Genomic DNA, 25,558 nt, shown 5'->3' on the forward strand with positions numbered 1-25,558 from the left:
ACAGGGGCCTGAATCCGTAAGACTTCCAGATCGTCCGCAAGGTCTCATTCCGGCCTTTTTGTCTGCAAAAGGTTCTCCGTGATATCCACCGCTATTCGCATCGCCCGGGTGGGAAGCGCGGCCGAGCTGGCCGCGGCGGCTCTGATGATCCTGGGCTTCCCGGCGCTCATGGTGGCCGCGCTCGTCCCGAGTGTGTACGCCTTCGCCGCCGCGGCCGCCGTGACGTACCTGGCGGACCACTATCTGCACCGCAAGGGCAGCTATCTGGTCAACCGCCTCAGCAAGGTGCGGGCCGGTCTGTCGATCCGCTTCCTGATCCGGCAGCTCCTGCTCGTCCTGCTGCTGGCCCGGCTGTCCCTCGCGGACAACCTGCTCTACTACGGCGCCATCGCCTGCTTCATCGCGTTCTACGGTCTGCAGGCCCCGCACGGCGCGCTGGTCACCCTGATCCGCAACCGCCGCCGGATGCCGGTCGCCACGCGCAACGTGGACGTGAAGTCCCGCATCCGCATCCCGGACGCCCCGCCGCGCCGGCTGCTCGACCGCTCCGCCGAGAAGATCCTCCACCTCGACCTCTTCGCGGTCACCGGCATACTCGTCGCCGCGGCATTGGACACGTCCGTGTACGGCTACGCCGGCATCGGCCTCACGGTCGCCCTGGGCAGCCTGTACGTCCTCGCGCTCATGCCGTACGTGCGCGGCCGCAGGATCCCGCCGAACGCCGAGAAGGTGCTGGCCGCCGTCGACGACTGGCTGGCCGCCTACAAGCCGGAGACGGTGCTCTACTTCTCCGGCTCCAAGGACTCCGCGTACCAGGTCAACATGTGGCTGGAGACGATGGAGCAGCTGGACACCCGGCCGCTGATCATCCTGCGCGAGCGGGTCATCCTGCAGAGTCTGGCCCCCACCACGGTCCCCGTGATCTGCGTGCCCGGCGGTGTGCACCTGATGAACCTGGACCTGTCGAACGTACGCGTCGCGCTGTACGCGGCGAACGTCGGCAAGAACATCCACCTGCTGCGCGTCCCGACCATGAAGCACGTCTTCATCGGCCACGGCGACAGCGACAAGCTGGCCAGCGTCAACCCGTTCAGCAAGGTGTACGACGAGGTGTGGACCGCGGGCCGTGCGGGCCGCGACCGGTACGCCATCGCCGACGTCGGCGTCCGCGACGACGACATCGTCGAGGTCGGCCGCCCGCAGCTGGCGTCCATCCAGGGCCGGAAGGGCGTGCCCGAGGGCCCCCGCGGCGGAGCCGCTGATGGATACTGCCCCACGGTCCTGTACGCGCCCACCTGGGAGGGCTGGGACGACAACCCCGGCAACACCTCGCTCGTGCTCGCCGGTGAGAACATCGTGAAGAAGCTGGTGAAGGCCGACCCGCCGGTCCGCGTCCTGTACAAGCCGCACCCCTTCACCGGCACCGTCAGCGCCCAGGCGGGCGCCGCCCACCGGCGCATCACCGCCCTCGTCGAGAAGGCGGCCGTCGAGCGCGCCGCCGACGCCCGCTTCCCCGCAGACACCGCCGCGCAGGCGAAGGCCAAGGCCGAGCTGCCCCGGATCGAGGCCCGCCTGGCCGAGCTGTCCGGCTCCGCCGGGTCCTCCGGCTCCGGCGACAAGGGCGACGAGGCGGAGGCCACCCGCGACGGCGTGGTGGACGTCGAGAAGCACGAGGAGATCGCCCGGCTGCGCGACGAGTGGAACGAGGCCTACTGGCGCTCCTTCCCGGCGTACGAGCACCGGGTCATCACGGGCGCAGAGCCGCGTCTGTACGACTGCTTCAACGTCTCCGACGCGATGGTCTCCGACATCTCCAGCGTGGTCTCCGACTTCATCGCGAGCGGCAAGCCGTACGCCGTCACGGACTCCGCCGAGCTCGGCGTCGAGGAGTTCAAGCGGCAGAACACGGCGGTGCGCGCCGCGGTGATCCTGTCCAACAGCGCCAAGGAGCTGGGCGGCCTGCTGGACGCCGTACGCGATCCGTCGGCCGACACGCTGGCCGGGGACCGCACGGAGCTCAAGCGGTATCTGCTGGGCCCGGACGAGCCGACGTCCATCGAGCAGTTCAACGGCGCGGTGGCCGACCTCGCCCGCAAGGCCGAGGCGCGCAACGTCGGTCAACGGGCGCACACCGCCGGCGGCGCTGCCGAGGAGGCGCAACTGGCGAATGCGCTGCCCGGACAGCGCCGGTCGGCCACCGGCGAGACGGACGGCGTCACGGCGGGCTGACCAGCCCCGACCGGCCTGGGAGTACCAGACCCGGCCCCCGAGGAGAAATCCCGGGGCCGGGCCTTTTCCCTTTCCCGCACCCCCGCTCTCCCGTGTTCAGGTTTCTTTCCGGTTCTTCTTACCTCTGCCTCTCGTTCACCGTGAGCAGCTCTTACCGGCCGCCCGTACTCTCCGGTGTGACCCGCTGAAGACTCCCCCGTCGCCCAGATGTGTGACGTAAGCCACTGATTGGGTGCCGTAAGGCAACCGGCTCGCCCGGCGGGTCGTCTAGCGAGTTGCCATTAAGGCGATGCGGGGGAAATGTTCCATGGACAAGGGGAAAACGTGACCGGCGTGACGCAGCCTGATGTGAGTGTGATCATCGGGGCGTACGAAGCGATGCCGTACCTGGTCGAGTGCCTGGCGTCCGTCGAGGCGCAGACCATCGACCCAGCGCGTATCGAGGTCATCGCGATCGACGACGGCTCGACCGACGGCACGGGGGAGTACCTGGTGGACTTCGCCGCCCGCGCCCCCATGCCGGTCACGGTGGTCCGGCAGGACAACTCCGGCGGCCCCAGCGGCCCGCGCAACGTCGGGCTCGACAAGGCGGTCGGACGGTACGTGTTCTTCCTCGACGCCGACGACCGACTCGGGCCCAAGGCCCTGGAGCGCCTGGTCGCCATGGCCGACAGGAACGGCACAGACGTGGTCCTGGGCCGGGTCGAGGGGATCAACCGAACGCCGCCGAAGTCGATGTGGGGCAAGACCCTCGACCGTACCGACGTGTTCTCCTCCAACATCAAGTTCACGCTCAGCGCGCAGAAGCTGTTCCGACGCGAGCTGCTGGAGCGGCACAACATGCGCTTCGACGAGTCGCTGTGGACTGGCGAGGACGCGCTGTTCACGATGGAGGCCTATCTGCGGGCCGACGGAGTCTCGGTGCTCGCCGACTACACCTGCTACTACCTGGTGGGCCGCGACGACGGCAAGCACGTGACCAAGAGCGGCAGTTACACGCTCCGCTTCGACTCCGCGCGCGCCCTGACGAACCTCATAGCCGAGATGGTCCCGGCCGGCCCCCAGCGCGACACACTCATGGTCCGGCCCTTCCTGGTGACCCTGCTGCCGCAGTTCGGCCCGAAGTTCCTCAAGGACTCCGAGGACGTCAGACGGCGCAAGTTCGAGCTGGCCAAGCCGCTCATGGACGCCCACTGGAACCCCGAGGTGGCCCGCCGCCTCAGGGTCCACGAGCGCCTCAGGCTGCACCTGGTGGCCGTGGGGCGGCCCGATCTCCTCGTGGACGTCGTGGAGTTCCTTCGGGCCAAGCGGCAGGCCGCCGCCGTCATCGAGAAGCGGGGCACCCGGGTCTACCTCGTCTACCCGCACTTCCGCTCTCGCGCGGCCGGCCTCCCCGACTTCCTCTACCTCGCCGAAGCACGCGAGGCCCGCGCCTTCGAGGGCTACCGCGAGGTCGCCGCGAACTCCTTCCTGCGGCGCGCGCTGCGGAAGGTACGGCGCTCCCGGCCGGCGGACGGCTTCGGGGCCGCGGCGGCCTGACACACGCAGAAGTCCGGTCCCGCGCACGGGACCGGACTCGTCTGCCGTCAGGCCGACGGGGTCTAGGGCCTGTTGCGAAAGTCCCGCCTGCCCGGTGACGCCATGCACGCTCCCCCACTGCCTGAAGGGCGTGGGAGGTGCCCCCACTCGCCGCACCGGGCACAGACCCGAGTACGTCCAGTACGAGGGCCTGCACCCGGCACGCCGAGAGCAGGCTCCCCCACTCTCGGCTTCGCTCGAGCGGGGGGACCCCCACGACGCCGCCGGGGCCGCCCTTCGGACGGACGACGGGACTTTCGCAACAGGCCCTAACGCCCCGACTGCAGCGCCCGGCCCATCGCGCGCCGTGCGCGGCGGTAGACCGACGGGCTGCGCACGGTCACGGTCGGCACCTGCGCCACGGCCGCCGCCTTGGCCGCGCCCTTCGCGTTCGCCTTGACGCGAGTCAGCTCGCGCTTCAACTGGGCGTTGTCCTTGGACAGTTGGCTGACCCGGGAATGCAGCCAGCCGAACCGGGAGACCATCGAGGCGATGTCGGCGTCGTTCCAGGGGCGTATGCCCTCCGGGAACTTCAGCGACTTCATGCGCTGTTCGAAGGCCGCGCCGCCGTCGCCGTGCGTGAAGGTGTTCTTCAGACCGTTCACGTCGAGGAAGCTGATGAACCGCTCGAAGCGCTCCTGGTGGCCGCCGACCAGCGCGCCGAAGTCCGCCTCTTCGTACAGCCGCGCCGGGTCGACGTCCTCGGACACCTCGGACAGCGTCCGGTGCGGGATGTCGAAGTAACGGCACAGCTCCAGCGTGCGCGAGTCGCTGCACAGCACCGTCGCGGGCGTGCCGGCCAGCAGCGCCGCGATATTGCCGTGAATGCGGGAGCCGAAGGAGAAGTCGAAGCCGCGCAGGTCGTCGATCCAGCGCACCGGGTCGACGTAGATCCGGACCTTGTCCTCCCGGTACATCGGGTGGTCGGGATGGGTCGGCATCCCGACCACTTTGCTGTTGCGGTCCGACAGATCGCGCCAGTGCATCTGCTGGGCGTCGGAGAGGTTCTGGCCGACGAAGCGCAGGTTGGGATAGCGCGCATGGGTCTGGAGGATGATCCTGTCCAGGCCCTGGTTCTTCACGGCGTTGTGCGAGCCGTTGATCGAGATGCGGGAGTCCGTGGTCAGCGCCTCCACGCGCTTGTGCACCGCGAGTTCCTTGCCCCACATGAACATCGAGGGGCAGCCGATGACCTCGACGTCCCTGAAGCCCATGTCCTTCAGGTACTTCTCGGTGAACTCGCCCCGCACGCCGATGGACGCGCTGCGGTCCAGCACCGCGGAGACGAAGTCGCGCACGACGGGCTCCATCGGCTTGAGCCGCTCCGCGTGGAAGCCCACGTCGGCCTGCGCCCCGACGCCGAGGACGACGACCGGGATCTTCAGCTTGCCGATGAGCTGCGTCAGCTTCTGCAGGGGCTCCGTGAACGAGGGCCGGAACGCGTTGGCGAGCGGCACGACGAAGGCGTCGTACTCCTCGTTGATCCGGCCGGCCGCGGTCACGTCGACGCGCATGTGGTTCGAGACCACCTCGGTGCCCGGAGTCTCAAGGATCTTGTGAGCGGCATCACTGAAGATCAGATTGCCGGAGTTGGTGGCGATCACGTTCTTGTGGAGGGCTTCCTCCACCGGAATCGCGTCGAAGGGGCTCTTCCCCGATCTGAGGAGGATGCGCTGGGGGCGGACTGTAGACGACACAGACGTCACAATATGTTTACGTGGTTTTTGATTTCTATAAGCAATCAGTACAACCTTTTTGCAGTTTGCGATGCGTGAGCAAACGGTTACGGGGCGCGTGTCCGGGGGCTGGACCGATGCGCGGCGCACGGCCCCCTTCGCGTAGATTGCCGGGCAGGGACGCGACGGGGGCATGAGGGGACAGAGGGCAAGGTGGCTGGGGCAAGGCAGGCCGTGGGCGAGGCCCGCAGGATCGTCGTCAAGATCGGTTCCTCGTCGCTGACCACCGCGTCCGGGGGCCTGGACGCCGACCGCGTGGACGCGCTCGTCGACGTCCTCGCCAAGAGTCGCAGCGGCGGCGAGCGCGAGATCGTCCTCGTCTCCTCCGGCGCCATCGCCGCCGGCCTCGCCCCGCTCGGACTGCGCCGCCGGCCCCGCGACCTCGCCCGTCAGCAGGCCGCCGCCAGCGTCGGCCAGGGCCTGCTCGTCGCCCGCTACACCGCCTCCTTCGCCCGCTACGGCGTCCGCGTCGGCCAAGTCCTGCTCACCTCCGACGACATGAGCCGCCGCGCCCACCACCGCAACGCCTCGCGCACCCTCGACAAGCTCCTCGCGATGGGGGCCCTCCCGGTCGTCAACGAGAACGACACCGTCGCCACCGACGAGATCCGATTCGGCGACAACGACCGCCTCGCCGCCCTTGTCGCCCACCTCGTCCACGCCGACCTGCTGGTGCTGCTCTCCGACGTCGACGGCGTGTACGACGGCGACCCCAGCAAGCCCGGCACCTCGCGGATAGCGGAGGTGCGCGGGCCCGCCGACCTCGACGGCATCGAGATCGGCAGCGCGGGCAAGGCGGGCGTCGGCACCGGCGGCATGGTCACCAAGGTCGAGGCCGCCCGGATCGCGGCCGCCGCCGGCATCCCCGTCGTCCTCACCAGTGCGGTCCACGCGGCCGAGGCGCTGACCGGCGGCGACACCGGCACCTACTTCCGCCCCACCGGCAAGCGCTCCGCCGACCGGCTGCTGTGGCTCCAGCACGCCTCCACCCCGCAGGGCGCGCTGACCCTGGACGACGGCGCCGTGCGCGCGGTCGTCGAGCGCCGCAAGTCGCTGCTGCCCGCCGGAATCGCCGCTGTCGAGGGGGAGTTCAGCGCCGGCGACCCGGTCGAGCTGCGCGACGTGCGGGGGCATGCGGTAGCCCGCGGGCTCGTCAGCTTCGACGCCAAGGAGATCCCTCAGCTGATCGGGCGTTCGACGCGGGAGCTGGCGCGCGAGCTGGGAGCGGCGTACGAACGGGAGGTCGTACACAGGGACGACCTGGTGATCCTGCACCCGTAAACCGGGCGCAACCACCGACCCCGGTGGGGGACGTTCCGTAAAACCGCCCCACGGAGCCGTGCGGCCTGCTCAACTTTGTCTCAGGGACGTGTTTGAGGGACACGTTCCCGCACAAGCGCTGCGCGAAGGAGGCTGTCGTGAGACGAGTACGCCCTGGGGCGGCGGCGTCCCGCGGTGGTTCCAGCTCGCGAGCCGCCGGGGAGGAGCGCCCCTTGACGAGCGTCGCGGCCGGCGACCGCTACCAGGCTCCGAAGGACCTGCCCCGACTGTGGCACGTCACCCTCAGCGTCTCGGGCGAGGAGGTCCCCCTCAAGGACCTGCGGCGGGCCCTGGAACAGCTCGCCCACGACCACCCCTTCCTGCTGACCAGCCGCTACGCCGGCGACCACGCCGAGATCCGCTACTGGGAAGAGGCCCGCGACCTGCACGACGCGGCCGCCGTGGCGCTGCGCCTGTGGGGCGAGCACCGCCAGACCGCTGGGCTGCCCGCCTGGGAGATCGTCGGCCTCGAGGTCATAGACCGCGAGACCTACCACCAACGCCTCGCCGAGGGCTACGGCCCGCCACCGGCAACGCCGGTTGGGGTACATCCGTTTTGAACCGAACGCGGACCGTAACCATCAATTGAGAAACCCCTACGGCGAGTAAGCAGGTCCGCGAAAGCGGCGCCGGTTTAGGCGCAAAAGGGGCGTCTCGGGGTGTGGGACAACTGCTGAACCGTCATCGCCCGCGCACTACCCTTCCCCCATGACGACGCTTTCGCCGTACGACTCGATGTCCCCGGTCACCCAGGCCGCGTACCGCGCCAAGGCCGCCGCCGCCGACCTCGCGCCGTTCCCGCGCGCCCTGAAGGACGACGCGCTGCTCGCCATCGCGGACGCCCTGGAGGTCCGTACGAGCGAGATCGTCGAGGCCAACGCCCTGGACATCGCCAAGGCCCGCGAGGCCGGCACCAGCGAGGCCATCGTCGACCGGCTCACCCTCACACCCGAGCGGGTGCGCGCCATCGCCTCCGACGTGCGGGACGTCGCCGCGCTGCCCGACCCGGTCGGCGAGGTCGTCCGCGGCTCCACCCTCCCCAACGGCATCGATCTGCGCCAGGTCCGCGTCCCGCTCGGTGTCGTCGGCATCATCTACGAGGCCCGGCCGAACGTCACCGTCGACGCCGCCGCCCTCTGCCTGAAGTCCGGCAACGCGGTGCTGCTGCGCGGCTCGGCGTCCGCATACGAGTCGAACACCGCTCTCGTCCGGGTGATCCGGGACGCCGTCGGCGGCGCCGGACTGCCCGCAGACGCCGTACAGCTCGTGCCCGGCGAGAGCCGCGAGAGCGTGCGCGAGTTGATGCGCGCCCGCGGCCTGGTCGACGTGCTCATTCCGCGCGGCGGCGCTTCCCTCATCCAGGCCGTCGTCACCGAGTCCACCGTCCCGGTCATCGAGACCGGCACCGGCAACTGCCACGTCTACGTCGACGCCCACGCCGACATCGACATGGCGATCGAGATCCTGATCAACTCCAAGGCCCAGCGCGTCAGCGTCTGCAACGCCGCCGAGACCCTCCTGGTCCACCAGGACATCGCCCCGGCGTTCCTGCCGCGCGCCCTCGACGCGCTCGCGGAGGCCGGCGTGACGGTGCACGCCGACGAACGCGTGCTGGCGTACGGCAAGGACTCCAAGGCGACCGTGGTCGAGGCGACCCCGGAGGACTGGGAGACCGAGTACCTGTCGTACGACATCGCGGCCGCCGTCGTCGACTCCCTCGACAGGGCCGTCGAACACATCCGGCTGTGGACCTCCGGCCACACCGAGGCGATCGTCACCACCTCGCAGCAGGCCGCCCGCCGCTTCACCCGGCTGGTCGACTCCACCACCGTCGCCGTGAACGCCTCCACCCGCTTCACCGACGGCGGCGAGTTCGGCTTCGGCGCAGAGATCGGCATCTCCACGCAGAAGCTGCACGCCCGCGGCCCGATGGGCCTGCCGGAGCTCACCAGCACGAAATACATCGTGACTGGCGACGGTCATGTGCGCCGCTGACCGCACAGCGTGACGGTCGTCTCACGGGACGGATGAATTTCCGTACCGTCTGCCCAAATTGACCCCCCAGGTCTACTCTGGATCCGTGCCGGAGGACGTGGGGGGCACGCCGTTCCCTGACGGCTGGGAGCCCGACGACGACCACGACCGCGGGGTGTCGGACGAAGAGTTCGCCTCCGTGGTCTTCGACGAGGCCTTCGTACGAGCGGCGGTGGTGCACGAGCCGACCGCGGTGGAGCGCCTCCTGGCCGCCGCACAGGCGAGAGCCGAGGCCTCCGAGGCAGAAGCCCGCCGCGCCCACGCGACAGGCGAGCGGTACGAGGACGGGTACGACGCCGACCACCACGATCCCGGCCACGACCGCGACCTCGACGAGCCTGTCGGCCCGGACGCCCCGGACGACCGTTACGGCGCGGGGCCGTACGGCAAGCACGTCCGCTGGCACCGCCCCGTCGCCTGGGCGCTCGCCCTCATGATGGGTGTCGGCATGGTCGCGCTGGCCTTCGCGGCGGTTTACCGCAGCGCCTCCTCCAGCGACCGCGAGCAGGTCCCGCAGCCCGCCTCCACCGGCCTTGAACAGGGTAGTGCGGCGGCTCCCTCCGTTTCCGCGGACTCCAACCCGCCCGCGGTCTCAGCGATCCCGCGCTCCCCCTGAACACCCGCGCAGGTTCCTGGTGAGAACCTGTCAGAACTTGTCGTGTAGCAGGGCGTTTACCCGAGGCTCGTGAGACCTACTCTGAATATATGGGCGGGCCAGGAGAACCACCTGAGGGGACACCCGAGGGTGCTCCCGGTGGTGGAGAGGACGAATACCGATCCGTCGTCTTCGACGAGTCGTTCGTCCGTGCTGCCCGCCTCCAGGAGTCCTCCGCGCAGGAGCGGATGGCCGACCACGCCCCCGCTGTACGCCGCCGCCCGGCCCTGCACCGCGGGCTGTCCCGGCAGGCGCTGATCCTCGTCCTGCTGATCGCCGTCGCCTTCGGCACCGCGATCTACATGGGCGTACGCCATCCCTACGGCCCGAACGAGGCCCGGCAGTCCGTCGAACCCCTGCGGATGACCGTCATTCCGCTCTCCCCGCAGGGCAAGGTGCCGGGCGCCGCGGACGCGGAGCAGCTGTACGCGCACAGCCCCGCCGCCCAGTTCGCCGTCGGCACCGAGGGGATACCGCTGCCCGCCTGGCGGCGCACCGCGCACTTCTCCGACGGCGATGTGAAGGCCGCGCTGACCATCGCGCAGGAGTATGTCTCCCGCTCCTCGCTCCACCCCGAGGTGCTCGACAGCAGCCAGGTGCGGCTCGCACGGATGCTGATCGACCCCGGCCAACTCGACCAGTTCGACCAGAGCTTCGAGCATCCCGCCGCGGACGGACGGCACGCGCCGACCGGTTGGGTGGTCCGCTTCGACCCCGCCCAGGTCGAGCTGGCCGACCCGAAGATACGGGTCCAGGGCTCCCTCCAGGCCACCGAGACCGACGCGTCCACGCTGGAGGTCACCGCGGACCACACCTTCGTCTACGCGCTCCGGCCGACCGGCGCCGCCGACCACGCGCAGGCCTCTCTGTTCACCGTCCGCCGCGAGCTGACGTTCCGCTTCGACCGCACCGACCTGCGCACCAACCAGACCCAGATGGTCGTCTCCTACGTCCAGGCCGGGCCTCTGTCCTGCGCCGAGGACTCGGCCAACCACCTCCACCCCCTGCTGGCCGGCCAGACCGCCAGGAGCGGCGGCCCGGCGGGCACCAATCCGTACGCCACGGGCAGTGCGACGGCCCTGTGCGGGACGCTGGCGGCAACGGCGGAACCGAAGGTCTGACGGCGGGCGTCAGTCGTCGTCGCCGGGCGGGGTGTCGTCCTCCGGCTCCCGGTCCTTCGGCGGTGTCGGGCTCGCGAAGCCGCCGAAGCCGCGCCGCACCCGGCCGCCCAGGTCTCCGGCGCCGCCCGCGATGTCGCTGACCAGCTTCATCAGCGGGTCCTTGGAGCTCTTCACACCACTGGCGTAGCTCGCCGCCGACTCCTTGAACGAGTCGCTGACCGAAGTGTCCTTGTCCTCGTCGCGCCGCGGGTAGTGACCGTCCATGATCCGCTGGTAGTCGCGGGTCGCGGCCCACTTCTTCAGCTCGGCCGCGCGGACCACGGTGAAGGGGTGGGAGCGGGGCAGCACGTTGAGGATCTTCAGCACGGAATCGCGCAGGTCGCCCCCCGACTCGTACTCCTCGGCCTGCTGGAGGAACGCGTCCACGTTCATCTCGTGCAGGTGGTTGCCGCCCGCGATCTTCATCAGGCCGCGCATCGACGCCTGCAGATCCTGGCCCACGAGCAGCCCCGCCCGGTCCGCGGACAGCTCCGACTTGCGGAACCACTCGCGCAGCGCCGTCACGATCGCCATGATCGCGAAGTTGCCCAGCGGGATCCAGGCGACCTTGAGCGCCAGACTGGTCAGGAACAGCAGAATCGTGCGGTACACCGCGTGGCCGGACAGCGCGTGGCCCACCTCGTGGCCGACGACCGCCCGCATCTCCTCCTCGTCGAGCAGCTCGACGAGCCCGGTGGTGACGACGATGATCGGCTCGTCCAGGCCGATGCACATCGCGTTCGGCTGCGGGTCCTGGTTGACGTACATCGGCGGGACCTTCTCCAGGTCCAGGATGTAGCAGGCGTCCCGCAGCATGTCGTTCAGGTGTGAGAACTGCTGTTCCGAGACGCGGACCGAGTCGGAAAGGAACAGCAGTCTCAGGCTGCGCTCCGGGAGCAGCCCGCTGAGCGCCTTGAAGACCGTGTCGAAGCCGCTCAGCTTCCGCAGCGCCACCAGGGCGGAGCGGTCGGCCGGGTGCTCGTACGCCCGCGAGGAGATCCCCGCGAAGCGCCTGCGCTGCCTGCTCGGCACGTTCTCGTGCTCGTTGTGCTCGTGGCCGTCGTCGGACATGTGGTCCCCCATGTGCGTCTGTGTGCCCAAGTGCCCCCGAGGCAGGGCCCAGCCTAGGCGGAGATACCGTGGACGGGCAGTACAGCCAAAGGAGTCCATTGCCATGGAGCACACCCCAGCAGCCGCCTGGCTGACCGAGGCCGCGAGCGCCGCCCAGCAGCAGGGGGCGGGGAATCTGCTCCGCGTCGTACTCGTCGTGATGTTCCTTGGCTGTGTACTGACCGCGTGGTTCCTGCTGCGCGGGTACAAGCGGAAGGACGACTGAGGCGCCCGGATCGTTCCCCGCCCGCCCCCAACGGCGGAGTCGGCGTGATCGGCGCCGAGTCGCCCGCTTACGATGAGCCGACGTCTTTATCCCGCCCACACCGGATAGGTTCTGCCGAAGATGAGCTTCCACAGCACCGCTGCCCAGTTGGTCACTCTCGCTGCAGAGGGCGAGGGGCACGGCGGCAACCACAACAGCCTCGACCCGCTCGTCACCGGTGGCGGCGCGTTCCTCATCCTGCTGCTTCTGCTGTGGATCACCACTCGCTTCAACCGCGACCGCTGACCACTGGCTGCGACGGCCCGGTCCCGGGCCGTACACCCAGGGGGTCTGACCAACGGGCCCCGAAGGCCGGGCCGGTAGGGTCTGCACGCATGGGAGAGCAGGACATGCCTACCGGTCCGGCGAACGAGACGGTGAGGGCCCCGGAGCTCAGGCCGGGCAACGGCCCCGTGCGCACGGGCAAGCGCCGTCTCGGTGTCATGGGCGGAACCTTCGACCCGATCCACCACGGGCACCTCGTGGCGGCCAGCGAGGTCGCCGCGCAGTTCCACCTCGACGAGGTGGTGTTCGTCCCCACGGGCCAGCCGTGGCAGAAGACCCACCGCAAGGTCTCCCCGGCCGAGGACCGTTATCTGATGACGGTCATCGCGACCGCCGAGAACCCGCAGTTCTCGGTGAGCCGTATCGACCTCGACCGCGGCGGCCCCACCTACACCGTGGACACCCTGCGCGACCTGCGCGCGCTCAACCCCGACACGGACCTCTTCTTCATCACCGGCGCCGATGCCCTCGCCCAGCTGCTGACCTGGCGCGACATGGAGGAGCTGTTCTCCCTGGCGCACTTCATCGGGGTCACCCGGCCCGGCCACTACCTGACCGACGCGGGGCTGCCGGAGGGCGGCGTGTCGCTCGTCGAGGTTCCGGCGCTGGCCATCTCCTCCACAGACTGCCGTGCGAGAGTCGCCAAGGGCGATCCGATCTGGTACATGGTGCCGGACGGAGTCGTGCGCTACATCGACAAGCGCGAGCTGTACCGCGGCGAGTGAGCCGAGAGGGGCACCGGTGAACGACCGATACGACCCGGGGTACGCGGGCGACCAGTACGAGCTCGTCGGCTACGACGAGTACGGCAGGCCCGTGTACCGCCAGATCCCGGCCCAGCAGACCCCGCAGGGGACATACGACCCGTACGCACAGGAACAGGGTTACGGGTACGACCCGTACGCGACCGGCCAGCAGCCGACCGTGCGGCCGCCCGCGCCGCCCTACGACGGCTACGACACCGGCAGCCACCCGCAGGTCCAGCCGTCCTACGACCCCTACGGGACGGGGCAGCAGCCGACCGTGCCGCCGTACGACCCCTATGGGCAGACGCCGCCCGCCGGCAGGCCGCCCCGGGCCGGTGAACAGACCGCCTACATCCCGCAGCAGCCCGGCCCGGACGGGCGGCCCGAACCCCCGGCCGCCCGCGAACGGGACTACCGCACCGAGCAGTTCGCCTTCGTCGAGGAGCCCGAGGCCGAGTCCGAAGACGTCATCGACTGGCTGAAGTTCACCGAGAACCGCACCGAGCGCCGCGAGGAGGCCCGCCGCCGTGCCCGCAGTCGGCTGACCGCCCTCCTCGTCGTCCTCGCCCTCGTCGCCGTCGGCGGTGTCGGCTACCTCTGGTACGACGGGAAGCTGCCCGGTCTGTCCAAGTCCGGCTCCAAGACCGGCACCGCGAGCGACGTGGCCGCCCAGAACCGTGACGTGATCGTCGTCCACCTGCACAACACCGCGAAGGGCGGCACCTCCACGGCGCTGCTCGTCGACAACACCACCACCCAGCAGGGCACCACCGTCCTGCTGCCCAACTCCCTTGCCCTGAGCGGCGACGACGGCTCGGTCACCACCCTCGCCAAGTCGGTCGACGACGACGGCTCCTCCGGGACTCGCGACCAGCTCGACACCGTCCTCGGCACGAACATCGAGGGCACCTGGCGCCTCGACACGCCCTACCTGCAGAACCTCGTCGAACTGGTCGGCAACATCGAGATCGACACCAACGCCGACGTGCCCGACCCCGACGCGAAGAAGAAGGGCACCGCACCCCTCGTCCACAAGGGCAAGGCCCAGACCCTCAGCGGCAAGGCGGCCGTCGGCTACGCCACCTACCGCGCCTCGGGCGAGGCCCAGAACGCCCAGCTGGAGCGGTTCGGCCAGGTCATGCAGGGCGTGCTGCGCAAGCTGTCCTCCGACGCGCAGGGCGCCACCGTCACCGTGCAGACGCTGGGGCAGATCATCGAGCCGCCGCTGTCCGACAAGAACCTCGGCACCTTCCTGGCCAAGCTCGCCGACCTCGCCAAGGGCGGCGACTACAAGACGGCGATCCTGCCCCTCCAGTCCGACGGCACGCTGAGCGCGCAGACCAGCTCCAGCGTGGTGAAGGACATCCTGGGCGGCGTCGCCAAGAGTCCCGACGCGGGCTCCGCGGTCCGGGTCTCCGTGCAGAACGCCACCGGCGCCAAGGACAACACCGAGAAGGCCCGTGTGGTCCTCCTCAACGGCGGCTTCTCCTTCCAGGAGGGCGGCACCGCGTCCGCCGTCCAGTACACGTCGAAGGTGCTGTACTCCGGCGCCGCCGACAAGGACAACGCCACCGAGGTCGCGAAGACCCTGGGCCTGCCCGACAGCGCCGTGAAGAAGGGCACGGTCGGCTCGAACGCCGACGTCTCCGTGGTCCTCGGCCAGGACTACAAGCCGTCGAGCTCCTGAAGGCCGTATCCACGGCGGCAGGGCACCCCAGGTGATCCGACCATCACGTTGGGGTGCCCCCGGCGGTCCGTGAGACCCTTGACAACAAAAGACCGCCGACGGAAAGCCGCGTAGTGACCGCCACTGACCGCTCTCTCGAGCTCATCAACACCGCCGCTCAGGCGGCCGCCGACAAGCTCGCCCACGACGTCATCGCCTACGACGTCAGCGACGTCCTGTCGATCACGGACGCCTTCCTGCTGGCCTCCGCGCCCAACGACCGCCAGGTCAAGTCGATCGTCGACGAGATCGAGGAGCGGCTCTCGAAGGAGCTCGGCGCCAAGCCGGTGCGCCGCGAGGGCGACCGCGAGGCCCGCTGGATCCTGCTCGACTACGTCGACATCGTCGTCCACGTCCAGCACAGCGAGGAGCGCGTCTTCTACGCCCTGGAGCGGCTGTGGAAGGACTGCCCCGAGATCGAGCTGCCGGCCGACGCCAAGGCCACCCGCGGCAAGGCCGCGGAGCACGCCAAGCTGCAGGCCGCCGAGGACGCCGCCGAACTGGGCGGGGAGTGGCGATGAGCGGCACCGGTGGGGTGGCCGACCGCAGGCCCGGCAGGGGCCGCCGCATCATTCTGTGGCGGCACGGCCAGACCTCCTGGAACGTGGAGCGCCGCTTCCAGGGCTCCACGGACGTCGAGCTCGCCGACACCGGCGTCGGCCAGGCCCGGCGCGCCGCCCGCCTGCTCGCCTCGCTGAAGCCCGACGCGATCGTCTCCTCGGACCTCAGGCGGGCCGCGGACACGGCCGCCGAGCTCGCTGCCCTCACCGGCCTCGACATCACCCGCGACGAGGGCCTGCGCGAGACCTACGCGGGCGTCTGGCAGGGGCTGACGCACGAGGAGATCATCGGCCGGTACGGCGAGCAGTACACCGCGTGGAAGCGCGGCGAGCCGGTCCGCCGCGGCGGTGGCGAACTGGAGACCGAGGTCGCCGACCGGGCCGCCCCCGTCGTCCTGCGGCACGCCGAGAAGCTGCCCGAGGACGGCACCCTCGTGGTGGTCAGCCACGGCGGCACCATCCGCACCACCATCGGGCGTCTCCTCGGCCTGGAGGCCCACCACTGGGAGAGCCTCGGCGGCCTCTCCAACTGCTGCTGGTCCGTCCTCGGCGAGGGCGCCCGCGGCTGGCGCCTCCTCGAGCACAACGCCGGCACCCTCCCGGAGCCGGTCCTCGGCGACGACGACTGAGCACCCCCCCACCCTCGGATTTCACTTTCCGGCAGGTCGCAGGCTAAAGTTCTTCTTGTTCGCCCCGCCGAGCGGGGCGAAACACCATGCGGCTCCACCGCGTGGGCAAGGGGCTATAGCTCAGTTGGTAGAGCGCCTGCATGGCATGCAGGAGGTCAGGAGTTCAATTCTCCTTAGCTCCACACAAGCTCCACGAAATCCCGTCCCTCGGAGGGCGGGATTTTTCGTTGTGTGCCCGGTCCACGTCATCGCGTCCGGCGGCCACAGCCGCTTCCGACGCCCCCTCAGCAGGGCCGTACGCCGGGCCGTTTCCTCGTCGTCCGGGCCGTGCGCCGGGCTGTTTCCTCGTCGTCCGGGCCGTGCTTGAGTCACTTGGGGCCCAGGGGCGTATACCTCTTCGGAGGCGCTCTCGGCCTGCCTGGGGGCACTGGCCGGGACGGCCGCGGTGAGCGTGTCCGGACTGGTACTGAGGCGTCGCTGACCGTAGCGCTCCGGCCGTGGCAGAATCAGACGGCCGGAAGGGGGCGCGGCCCGACGGGAGGGAGTGCGATGCCTGCGAGCATCCTCGAGGAGGTCGGCCACCTCCTCGGTGTGGCGTTGATACGGGACACGGCCACCCGGCTCAGCTGCCCTTCCTGCGGTTCCGCACATGTGGCCCAAGTACTCGGCGACAACGGCGGAATCTCCTACGTGTGCACGGCCTGCGGCCACAGCTGGAGCTGATCGATGGGTGCACACCGGCGAAAGTGCGACTGGTGCGGCAGTGGTACGCCGATCGTCCGTGACATGGAACCGATCAACCCCGACTACCAGTACTGGTGCGAGGAATGCGCGCGGGCGCTGATCATAAAAGGCGACCCGATCGAGACGTACCGCGAACTGGAGGGGGAACCGATCTACGGCCGCCTCCTGGAGGAGCACTGCACCCTCAAGCGGTTCTATTCGTTCGTCACGGCTTGACTCCCGCTGGACCTCGGCAACGATGTCCGGCGAGCACCAGGAAGCCCAGTCCTGTGACCACGTAGAGGGCCGACAGCGTCAACGCGACGCCGTTCTGATGCAGTTCGGGCCGACCGTGCCCGTGCGGCACCCACCACAGGGCGTACGAGCAGAAGACCAGCAGGGTGGCGCCCGCGGCCGCGCGGTGGCCGCGGGTCCACAGCAGGAGCACCACGGGCACGCACCACACCCAGTGGTGCGACCACGACACCGGGCAGACCAGCAGAGCCGTCACCGCGCAGACGGCCACCGCCCAGCACCGGTGGCCCCGCAGCTCCGCCACGATCGCCACGGCGAGCCCCGTGAGGGCCACGAGAGCCGCCGCGGCGGCCCAGAGGGCTCCCGGGTCGGGGGAGTGCAGCAACCGCGCCAGAACGCCGCGCAGGGCCTGATTCGCGGTCTCCTCGGCGTGCCCCACCCGGTCGGCGCTCAACACCATGCGGGTCCAGAAGCGCCACGAGTCGTACGGCAGGACGGCCGCCGCGAACAGCGTCGCCCCGGCGAACGCGATGGCCGCCCCGCGCGCGTGCCGCAGCCAAGGCCCCCCGTCGCCGCCCCTGAGCCGCGCCACGACACCGGTGGCGGCCAGGAAGACCACGAACAGCGCGGGCGTCAGCTTGACCGCCGCGGCGAGCCCCAGGCCGGCTCCGGCCCAGCGGGCCCCGGCGGCGGGGGAGCGGCGTGTCAGATCCCACAGCACCAGGACGGCGAGCAGCAGATTGACCTGCCCGTAGCGCAGCGTCGTCCATACCGGCTCGCACCACACGGCCGCCGCCGCGACCCACCAGACGCTTGCCACGCGTGTGTGCCCGACGAGCTTCAGCGAGAGCCGTACGAACGCCACCAGGAGGGCGAGGTTCCCGGCGGTCGCCAGGGTGCGCAGAAGGCCGGTGTCCAGGAGTGTCAGCGGCGTGAACAGCAGTGCCGCGAACGGCGGGTAGGTGGCGGGCAGCCGGAACGCGGTGGTGCGCAGCGCGTACAGATCGCCGCCCGCGCGGACGGTCGCTCCCTCGGCCCGGTACACCATCAGGTCGACCATCGACACGTGCGCGACCCGCTGCGCGACCCAGAACGCCGCGAACGACAACAGGCACGCCCCCAGGGCGACCGGGACACGATGGTGGGTCCTGGACAACGCGATCACGGTCATGAGGGCCGACACTAGCTGCGGTACCGGCCCTTATCGGTGCGGAACGGAAACGATTTGGTGGTGCACCCGGTGGACCGTGTAATGTTGGCGTCGCCATCGGGGGAACCCGCCGGGACAACACAAGGGGCTATAGCTCAGTTGGTAGAGCGCCTGCATGGCATGCAGGAGGTCAGGAGTTCAATTCTCCTTAGCTCCACAGGAGTCGAAGGCGGATCATCCGAACGGATGGTCCGCCTTCGACGTATGTCGTCGTATGCGGGCGGCGGGTTCCCCGTTCCGGGTGACCCGCCGCCCGTGTGTTCAGCGGCCCAGGGCGCGGCGGCCGCGGCCCTGGGAGAGCACCGGCAGGTTGCGGGAGGGCGCCTGCGCGCGCGTGTCCTCCTCGAGGCGCAGTGCCAGCGCCGGGCAGCGGCGCACCGCGCGCAGCGCCTTCGCCTCCGCGTACTGCGGCACCTTCGCCTGGGCGACGGTCGGGAAGCCGTCGGCGCCGAGCTGGAAGACCTCCGGGAGGATGTCCGCGCACAGGCCGTGGCCGCGGCACAGGGTCCAGTCGACGTAGATCTTCTGGCGGCTGGCGCCGCTGTCCTCGGGCTCGCCGCTGCCCGGGATGCCCGCGGGTGCCATGCCCCCCTCGAAGAGCGGCAGAACGCCCTCCACAGGACGTCCGCAGCCGTTTCCGAGGACATGGGCGGCGAGGTCGTCGGTGAACGCCTTGACGGTCGACTCCAGGAACATCGCGGAGCCGTCCGGGTGCGAGCACGCGCCGCGCCGCTTCACGTTCTTGGCGACCTGCTTGAGCGCCTCCAGAGCGGCCGGTCCGCCGCCGTTGAGGATGTCCTCCATCCCGCGCGCGGCGGCGGGCAGTCCGAGGTAGCAGGGACCGCACTGTCCCGCGCTCTCCTCGGCCAGCCACTGGGCCACCCTGAGCGACTCGCCCAGCGGGCAGGTGTCCTGGCTGATGGGCAGGATGGCGCCGGCGCCCAGTGAACCGCCCACCGCATCCAGGGAGTTGCGGGAGACGATGGCCTCGTTGACGGTGGCCGCGTCGATCCACTTGCCGTGGTAGCCGCCGGTCAGCACGCCCTGTGGCATCGGCGGGGCGCCGGCGAGCTGCAGGACGTAGCGCAGCGGCACTCCCGTGGGAACCTCGATCACCATCGGCCGGGCGACCGCCCCGGAGACCGTGAGCATGACGGTGCCCGGCTCGTCGTACAGACCGGTGTTGCCGTAGCGCTCCGGGCCGATGCGGGCGGCGATCGCCAGCTGGGCGAACGTCTCGGCGTTCGACAGCAGCGTGGGCGCCCCGCCGACGCCGGTCTGCGAGGCGCTGACCTTGCGGCCGGGCGGGATCGCCGGACCGCCGTCGATGGAGCGGATCAGCGACGCGGCGGCGCCGGTGACCATGCGGACCGGGTTGCGCTGCACCCACGCGCGCAGGGCCGACCTGCGGCTGTTGCTGAGGCCGCGTTCGGCGAGCGCGGCCTCCATGGAGCGCTGCGTCGACTCACGGGTGACCCCCACCACGAGCGTGCGGGCACCCATGGCCTCGGCGCACAGCAGCGCGCCGTCCAGGATGAGGTGCGGGGCACGGTTGATGAGCACTGTGTCCTTGCGGCAGGCCGGTTCGTCCTCGCTTCCGTTGACGACGACGACCGGCCGTACGCCGCGCTTGATCGCCGCTTCGGCGACCGAGCGCAGCTTCTTGTGGAAGGGGAAGCCCGCGCCGCCGCGGCCCTTCAGGTTGATGCGTTCGGCGAGCTGCGCGAGCTGTTCGCCGCCCAGGGGGTCGAGCGGCCCGTGCACCTTGAGGTGCATGGGCAGATCGAGTCGTTCGACAAGGTCGAAGCCCGACGTGAGCTGCGGCAGTCCGACCACGCGGACTTCCGGTACGTCGGGCAGGGCCTCGTTCACCTATAGCCTCCGGAGGGCGTGTTCCAAGGTTCGCCCGAACCCGGTGCGTCGAAGGACGCACCGGGTGATGGTTCAGTGGCGGGACCGCTGTTGTACGTGTCACCCGGGTTGTACGTCCCGTAGAGGGTGTTCGTCTCACCGGTGTCGTACACATCACTTCCGCCGTACCCACCGGCGCCCGGATTGCCATAGACCGGGATGGTGTATCCGGTGTCCTGGAGCGGGTCGTAGGCCGACGGGGGTGCCTCGCCGACCGGCGGCGGGGACGGGATCGGCCAGTTGCCCGAGGGGCCGGCGGGGCCGTCGACGCGTGGCATCGCCTCCGTGGCCCGCAGGTCCGCGCGGCCGGTCGCGTAAGGCTGCTGAGGTGTCGATACGGCCCGGTAGGCGGCGGCGAAGCCGGACGCGGGGGCTGCGTAGTCGGGTGCCGGGGGCGTCGTCGCGTCGTCCCGCGCGGGGTTCGCCGTACGCCGGTTCTCGTAGCCGGGCAGCGACGCGGTCTCCGCCGCCCGGGCCCGGCTCGCGTCCAGCTCCTCGCGGCCGGGCCGCTCCTCGGTGCCCAGGATCGCGACGAGCCGGTCGGCGACCTTGTGCTTGAACGGGCGGGGAGCCGCGCGCAGGGCGAGGGCCGCGGCGACCGCGACGAGGCACAGCTCGTACGACACCATGAAGAACGTCTTCGCCGGGCGGCCGGCGAACAGGCCGTGGACCAGCGCCGCGCACCAGGCCGGGTAGGCCAGCATGTGCATCGCGCGCCAGCGCGCCGCGACCGGCGCCGGGGAGGCGAACTGGTTGCGCAGGGCGCCGGTGACACCCACGAAGATCATGAGCAGTCCGGCCAGGGAACCGAGGCCGATGAGTCCCGCGCTGCCCTTGACGCCGAGGCTGAAGGGGACGAGCGCGGCGATGAGGACGGTGTGGTCGAGCGCCAGCTTGATCGTGATGTGCACCAGGAGGAACGCGATCGAGGCGACGGCGGTCACCCGGTGGATGCCCTGCGCGACGATCCGCTGGCGCGTGTTGAGGATGAGCCGGTCCTGGGCGACCAGGCCCCAGATCACCGAGCAGGTGAGGCAGACCAGGGACAGGACGCCGGCACCGAAGTTGAGGAAGTCCTGCAGCCGGCTGCCTCCGAACAGCACGACCACCGGTATGAGCAGCAGAACAACAGCGGACGCCATCCCATAGGCCGACCGGCCCGGTTTGGGGAGCGAGCTGTTACTACGACGAGGGTTCATGGGGGCAACTCCGAGCGGTTCGGTAAAGCGGTCCCGCTGCGGCACTCTAAGCGGCGTCATACCGATCAGTACGAGGTTTGAGTTATTGCGTTGTTATCAAAGGACTATCTGGCTGTTGCGTTGTCCCATAGCGGGCGTTACGCGAAGTAACCCTTGAACGGGGTTCAGTTCGTGCTGCGTCTTGCCTTGTCTTGTCATGCCGACCGGGTGTGTCGACCAGGCATACGGAAGTGCGTCGCGGCCTGCTCAAGGCCTGCGGTACCCTGACGCCATGCGTGCCGTACGCCTTCTGCTTAGCGGGCCGCGCTGATCAGTCCCGACCACCGGATGAAACGTGGTCGGCATCGGCGCGGCGTCCCCTCCTGTGCGAGGGGATTTTTCGTTTCTTGAAAGTCACAGCCGCAGGCAGAGACGATCGATGGAGCTTTGAGGATCATGAGCGAGACGAACCCCGCTGCCGCCGCCGCAACCCCGGCGGAGGCCGCGCCGCACCGCTACACGGCCGCCATGGCGGCCGAGATCGAGGCACGCTGGCAGGACTTCTGGGACGCAGACGGCACCTATGCCGCGCCGAACCCGAAGGGCGATCTGGCCGGTGACCCCGAGCTGGTAGCCAAGCCCAAGAAGTTCATCATGGACATGTTCCCGTACCCCTCCGGTGCGGGCCTGCACGTCGGTCACCCCCTGGGCTACATCGCCACCGATGTCTTCGCCCGCTTCCAGCGCATGACCGGCCACAACGTCCTGCACACCCTGGGCTTCGACGCCTTCGGCCTGCCCGCCGAGCAGTACGCCGTGCAGACCGGCACGCACCCGCGCGTGTCCACCGAGGCCAACATCGAGAACATGAAGTCCCAGCTGCGCCGGCTGGGCCTGGGCCACGACAAGCGCCGGTCGTTCGCCACGATCGACCCGGAGTACTACAAGTGGACCCAGTGGATCTTCCTGCAGATCTTCAACTCCTGGTACGACGACGAGGCGAAGAAGGCCCGCCCCGTCTCCGAGCTGATCGCCCAGTTCGAGTCCGGTGAGCGTGCCGTACCGGGCGTCGACGGTGACACGCGCGCGTGGAACGAACTGAGCGCCGCCGAACGGGCCGACGTCCTGAGCGAGTTCCGCCTGGCCTACGCGTCCGAGGCGCCCGTCAACTGGGCGCCCGGCCTGGGCACCGTGCTGGCCAACGAGGAGGTCACCGCTGACGGCCGCTCCGAGCGCGGCAACTTCCCCGTCTTCAAGGCCAAGCTGCGCCAGTGGAACATGCGGATCACCGCCTACGCGGACCGGCTGCTGGACGATCTGGAGGAGCTGGACTGGCCCGAGGCCATCAAGCTGCAGCAGCGCAACTGGATCGGCCGCTCCGAGGGCGCCCGCGTCGACTTCCCGATCGACGGCGAGCGCATCACGATCTTCACGACGCGCCCGGACACCCTGTTCGGTGCGACCTACATGGTGCTGGCTCCCGAGCACCCGCTGGTCGAGAAGTTCACCCCGGCCGCCTGGCCGGAAGGCACCCACGAGGTGTGGACCGACGGCCACGCAACTCCCGCCGAGGCCGTCGCCGCCTACCGCGCGCAGGCCGCCTCCAAGTCGGACGTGGAGCGCCAGGCCGAGGCCAAGGACAAGACCGGCGTCTTCACCGGAGCGTTCGCGGCCAACCCGGTCAACGGCGAGCAGGTCCCGGTCTTCATCGCCGACTACGTCCTGATGGGCTACGGCACCGGCGCGATCATGGCTGTACCGGCGCACGACACGCGCGACTTCGCGTTCGCGCGCGCCTTCGAGCTGCCGATCCGCTGCGTCGTCGAGCCCACCGACGGCCGCGGCACGGACACCTCGACGTGGGACGACGCCTTCGTCTCGTACGACGCGGAGATCGTCAACTCCGCGGGCGACGACGTGAAGCTGGACGGCCTGGGCGTCGTCGAGGCCAAGGCGCGCATCACCGAGTGGCTGGCGCGCAAGGGCATCGGCGAGGGCACCGTCAACTTCCGCCTGCGTGACTGGCTGTTCAGCCGCCAGCGCTACTGGGGCGAGCCCTTCCCGATCGTCTACGACGAGGACGGCATCGCCCACGCGCTGCCCGAGTCGATGCTGCCCCTGGAGCTGCCCGAGGTCGAGGACTACTCGCCGCGCACCTTCGACCCGGACGACGCCGACACCGAGCCCGAGACGCCGCTGTCGCGCAACGAGGACTGGGTGAACGTCACCCTGGACCTGGGTGACGGACGTGGTCCGCGCAAGTACCGCCGCGAGACCAACACCATGCCCAACTGGGCCGGTTCCTGCTGGTACGAGCTGCGCTACCTGGACCCGCACAACGACGAGAAGCTGGTCGACCCGGAGATCGAGCGGTACTGGATGGGCCCGCGTGTGGGGCAGCCGCACGGCGGTGTCGACCTGTACGTCGGCGGCGCCGAGCACGCCGTACTGCACCTGCTGTACGCGCGCTTCTGGTCCAAGGTGCTGTACGACCTGGGGCACATCTCGTCGGCCGAGCCGTTCCACAAGCTGTTCAACCAGGGCATGATCCAGGCCTTCGTCTACCGCGACAGCCGTGGCATCGCGGTGCCGGCCGCCGAGGTGGAGGAGCGCGAGGGCGCGTACTACTACCAGGGCGAGAAGGTCAGCCGCCTGCTGGGCAAGATGGGCAAGTCCCTGAAGAACGCGGTCACTCCGGACGAGATCGCCGCCGAGTACGGTGCCGACACCCTGCGCCTGTACGAGATGGCGATGGGTCCGCTGGACGTCTCCCGGCCGTGGGACACGCGCGCGGTGGTCGGCCAGTTCCGGCTGCTGCAGCGGCTGTGGCGCAACATCGTCGACGAGGCGACCGGTGAGGTCACCGTCACCGGCTCCGAGCCCGACGAGGAGACGCTGCGCGCCCTGCACAAGGCGATCGACGGGGTGCGTCAGGACCTGGAGGGCCTGCGCTTCAACACCGCCATCGCCAAGGTCACCGAGCTGAACAACCACCTGACCAAGGCGGGCGGCACGGTGCCGCGCTCGGTCGCCGAGCCGCTGGTGCTGATGGTCGCGCCGCTGGCCCCGCACATCGCCGAGGAGCTGTGGCGCCGTCTGGGCCACACCGACTCGGTCGTCCACCAGGACTTCCCGGTCGCCGACCCGGCGTACGTCGTCGACGAGACCGTGACCTGCGTCGTGCAGATCAAGGGCAAGGTCAAGGCCCGCCTGGAGGTCTCGCCGGCCATCTCCGAGGAGGAGCTGGAGAAGGTGGCACTGGCCGACGAGAAGGTCGTCGCGGCGCTGGACGGGGCGGGGATCCGCAAGGTGATCGTGCGGGCGCCGAAGCTGGTGAACATCGTCACGGCGTAAGCGTCCGGGTGCTGCCTCCGGGTAGTCCCCTACGGGCAGGTTCGGGGTTCTTCTGGAACCCAGGGCCTGCCCGTTGCGTTTAGGGTTGAAGAGGCGGAGAGGCGGAAGAGCGCGAAGACCGGCGCGGCGCCTGTCGTGGGAGGCCCTAGGAGGAGAGTCGTGGAAACAGTGATCGCAGTCTTGGCCGTGATCTTCCTGCTCTTCGTGGTCCTGGGCGCCTACGCCACGGTCAAGGTGATCGGCGCCGCCAAGCGCGGCGTCGACCGCACGATCACGCAGGCCCGCCGCACGGTGGAGGACCACACCCTGCGCGCCAAGTCCTTCGCGCAGACCGGCCCGGCGGGCGAGATCGCCCAGCTCCGGCTCAGCCTGCGCACCTCGATGAGGGCCACCCAGGACGCGCTGCACGTGGGCGTGGCCGAGGACGAGTCGCTGAGAGAGTCGCTCGGCCTCTTCCAGCGGCTCAGCGTCCACGGGCACGAACTGGACGACGAACTCAAGCGCCTGGAGTCCGAGCCGGACCGGGCGGCCCTCGCCGCCCTGCTGCCCGAGCTGCGCGGCCGCACCGAACGCATCACGAAGTCCGCAGACTCCCTGCGCTGGGCCGCCCGCGACCGGGCCCACCATCTCGCCGCCGACGACCTGGACTCGCTGAGCACCCAGATCCACGTCGAGACCGGCGCGCTGCGGCACTGGCAGCGCACCGAACCGTCACAGGCGCCGCCGCCCTGGCCCGAGACCCCGGAGGCCGACGGATCGCACACCCAGCAGACCTGGCGTCAGACCCCCAAGTCCCGCACCGCCGAGGAACCCACCCGGCCCGCCATCACCCCGCCCGGACGGCGCCAGCAGTACCCCTGGCAGAAGAAGCCCCGCCCCGAGAGCACCACTTGA

General features: G+C 70.0%; 22 protein-coding genes and 2 tRNA genes. 19 read left to right on the forward strand and 5 right to left on the reverse strand.

All coding sequences use genetic code 11. From position 1 onward, the window contains the following. The first annotated feature begins 108 nt into the window (after positions 1–108). Both ACFYXB_RS21620 and ACFYXB_RS21625 read left to right on the forward strand, forming a co-directional pair. Positions 109–2,229 (forward strand): hypothetical protein, encoded by a 2,121-nt coding sequence (locus ACFYXB_RS21620; RefSeq protein ID WP_389584955.1) that lies wholly within the window; start codon positions 109–111, stop codon positions 2,227–2,229. A gap of 300 nt (positions 2,230–2,529) precedes the next feature. After that, the gene (locus ACFYXB_RS21625) at positions 2,530–3,768 is read left to right on the forward strand and encodes a glycosyltransferase family 2 protein (RefSeq protein WP_389584711.1); all 1,239 of its coding nucleotides are present in this window, start codon (positions 2,530–2,532) and stop codon (positions 3,766–3,768) included. Between the two features lie 308 nt (positions 3,769–4,076). On the opposite strand, the gene ACFYXB_RS21630 is transcribed toward ACFYXB_RS21625, so the two are convergent. Beyond that, positions 4,077–5,504, reverse strand: a complete 1,428-nt coding sequence (locus ACFYXB_RS21630) for a polysaccharide pyruvyl transferase family protein (RefSeq protein ID WP_389584713.1) — start codon at positions 5,502–5,504, stop codon at positions 4,077–4,079. A 213-nt stretch (positions 5,505–5,717) separates the two neighbouring features. Between ACFYXB_RS21630 and proB the strand changes: the two genes are divergently transcribed. From proB to ACFYXB_RS21655, 5 genes are all read left to right on the forward strand, one after another. Then, the gene (proB, locus tag ACFYXB_RS21635) at positions 5,718–6,824 is read left to right on the forward strand and encodes a glutamate 5-kinase (protein ID WP_389584958.1); all 1,107 of its coding nucleotides are present in this window, start codon (positions 5,718–5,720) and stop codon (positions 6,822–6,824) included. Positions 6,825–6,961: 137 nt separating this feature from the next. Further along, a complete protein-coding gene (locus ACFYXB_RS21640) occupies positions 6,962–7,423 on the forward strand; it encodes a hypothetical protein (RefSeq protein WP_351351138.1) in 462 nt (153 codons plus the stop codon). 148 nt (positions 7,424–7,571) lie between these two features. Further along, positions 7,572–8,858, forward strand: coding sequence for a glutamate-5-semialdehyde dehydrogenase (locus tag ACFYXB_RS21645; RefSeq protein ID WP_389584717.1), 1,287 nt, complete (start codon positions 7,572–7,574; stop codon positions 8,856–8,858). A 58-nt stretch (positions 8,859–8,916) separates the two neighbouring features. After that, the gene (locus tag ACFYXB_RS21650) at positions 8,917–9,513 is read left to right on the forward strand and encodes a hypothetical protein (protein WP_389584720.1); all 597 of its coding nucleotides are present in this window, start codon (positions 8,917–8,919) and stop codon (positions 9,511–9,513) included. An 89-nt stretch (positions 9,514–9,602) separates the two neighbouring features. After that, positions 9,603–10,673 (forward strand): hypothetical protein, encoded by a 1,071-nt coding sequence (locus tag ACFYXB_RS21655; protein WP_389584723.1) that lies wholly within the window; start codon positions 9,603–9,605, stop codon positions 10,671–10,673. A 9-nt stretch (positions 10,674–10,682) separates the two neighbouring features. Here ACFYXB_RS21655 and ACFYXB_RS21660 read toward each other — a convergent pair whose 3' ends face one another. Continuing rightward, complete coding sequence (locus ACFYXB_RS21660; RefSeq protein WP_389584961.1) at positions 10,683–11,783, reverse strand: M48 family metallopeptidase; 1,101 nt, start codon at positions 11,781–11,783, stop codon at positions 10,683–10,685. A 103-nt stretch (positions 11,784–11,886) separates the two neighbouring features. On the opposite strand from ACFYXB_RS21660, the gene ACFYXB_RS21665 reads away from it, so the two are divergent. The 9 genes from ACFYXB_RS21665 (at position 11,887) to ACFYXB_RS21705 (ending at position 16,993) form a co-directional block, all read left to right on the forward strand. Beyond that, entirely contained in the window at positions 11,887–12,048 is a 162-nt protein-coding gene (locus ACFYXB_RS21665; protein WP_351351150.1) for a hypothetical protein, read from the forward strand. A gap of 120 nt (positions 12,049–12,168) precedes the next feature. Then, complete coding sequence (locus ACFYXB_RS21670) at positions 12,169–12,333, forward strand: hypothetical protein (RefSeq protein ID WP_389584726.1); 165 nt, start codon at positions 12,169–12,171, stop codon at positions 12,331–12,333. A gap of 89 nt (positions 12,334–12,422) precedes the next feature. Continuing rightward, positions 12,423–13,097, forward strand: coding sequence for a nicotinate-nucleotide adenylyltransferase (nadD, locus tag ACFYXB_RS21675; protein ID WP_351351156.1), 675 nt, complete (start codon positions 12,423–12,425; stop codon positions 13,095–13,097). Positions 13,098–13,113: 16 nt separating this feature from the next. Continuing rightward, the gene (locus tag ACFYXB_RS21680; protein WP_389584729.1) at positions 13,114–14,805 is read left to right on the forward strand and encodes a LytR C-terminal domain-containing protein; all 1,692 of its coding nucleotides are present in this window, start codon (positions 13,114–13,116) and stop codon (positions 14,803–14,805) included. A 113-nt stretch (positions 14,806–14,918) separates the two neighbouring features. Continuing rightward, positions 14,919–15,365: a ribosome silencing factor gene (rsfS, locus tag ACFYXB_RS21685; protein ID WP_351351162.1), complete on the forward strand. Its 447-nt coding sequence runs from the start codon at positions 14,919–14,921 to the stop codon at positions 15,363–15,365. After that, a complete protein-coding gene (locus ACFYXB_RS21690; RefSeq protein ID WP_389584733.1) occupies positions 15,362–16,033 on the forward strand; it encodes a histidine phosphatase family protein in 672 nt (223 codons plus the stop codon). The genes rsfS and ACFYXB_RS21690 overlap by 4 nt, the downstream gene beginning before the upstream one ends. Before the next feature lie 109 nt (positions 16,034–16,142). Further along, positions 16,143–16,215: transfer RNA gene (locus tag ACFYXB_RS21695), tRNA-Ala, on the forward strand. A 367-nt stretch (positions 16,216–16,582) separates the two neighbouring features. Beyond that, entirely contained in the window at positions 16,583–16,756 is a 174-nt protein-coding gene (locus tag ACFYXB_RS21700) for a hypothetical protein (protein ID WP_389584736.1), read from the forward strand. 3 nt (positions 16,757–16,759) lie between these two features. Then, complete coding sequence (locus ACFYXB_RS21705) at positions 16,760–16,993, forward strand: hypothetical protein (protein ID WP_006136074.1); 234 nt, start codon at positions 16,760–16,762, stop codon at positions 16,991–16,993. Here the strand turns inward: ACFYXB_RS21705 and ACFYXB_RS21710 are convergent. Continuing rightward, positions 16,983–18,182 (reverse strand): glycosyltransferase 87 family protein, encoded by a 1,200-nt coding sequence (locus ACFYXB_RS21710; RefSeq protein ID WP_389584739.1) that lies wholly within the window; start codon positions 18,180–18,182, stop codon positions 16,983–16,985. The genes ACFYXB_RS21705 and ACFYXB_RS21710 overlap by 11 nt on opposite strands. Before the next feature lie 123 nt (positions 18,183–18,305). Between ACFYXB_RS21710 and ACFYXB_RS21715 the strand changes: the two genes are divergently transcribed. Next, positions 18,306–18,378 (forward strand) — tRNA-Ala (locus ACFYXB_RS21715). A gap of 104 nt (positions 18,379–18,482) precedes the next feature. On the opposite strand, the gene ACFYXB_RS21720 is transcribed toward ACFYXB_RS21715, so the two are convergent. Both ACFYXB_RS21720 and ACFYXB_RS21725 read right to left on the reverse strand, forming a co-directional pair. Next, positions 18,483–20,093: an NADH-ubiquinone oxidoreductase-F iron-sulfur binding region domain-containing protein gene (locus tag ACFYXB_RS21720; RefSeq protein WP_389584742.1), complete on the reverse strand. Its 1,611-nt coding sequence runs from the start codon at positions 20,091–20,093 to the stop codon at positions 18,483–18,485. Further along, positions 20,090–21,274, reverse strand: coding sequence for a cytochrome b/b6 domain-containing protein (locus ACFYXB_RS21725; RefSeq protein ID WP_389584964.1), 1,185 nt, complete (start codon positions 21,272–21,274; stop codon positions 20,090–20,092). Before ACFYXB_RS21725 ends, ACFYXB_RS21720 begins: the two co-directional genes overlap by 4 nt. A gap of 492 nt (positions 21,275–21,766) precedes the next feature. Here ACFYXB_RS21725 and leuS point away from each other — a divergent pair, with 492 nt between their 5' ends. Both leuS and ACFYXB_RS21735 read left to right on the forward strand, forming a co-directional pair. After that, on the forward strand, positions 21,767–24,664 hold the full coding sequence (gene leuS / locus ACFYXB_RS21730) for a leucine--tRNA ligase (RefSeq protein ID WP_389584744.1): 2,898 nt from the start codon (positions 21,767–21,769) through the stop codon (positions 24,662–24,664). Positions 24,665–24,823: 159 nt separating this feature from the next. Beyond that, positions 24,824–25,558, forward strand: a complete 735-nt coding sequence (locus ACFYXB_RS21735) for a hypothetical protein (RefSeq protein WP_389584746.1) — start codon at positions 24,824–24,826, stop codon at positions 25,556–25,558.

Source organism: Streptomyces sp. NPDC002619 (assembly GCF_042889305.1).
GTDB lineage: Bacteria > Actinomycetota > Actinomycetes > Streptomycetales > Streptomycetaceae > Streptomyces.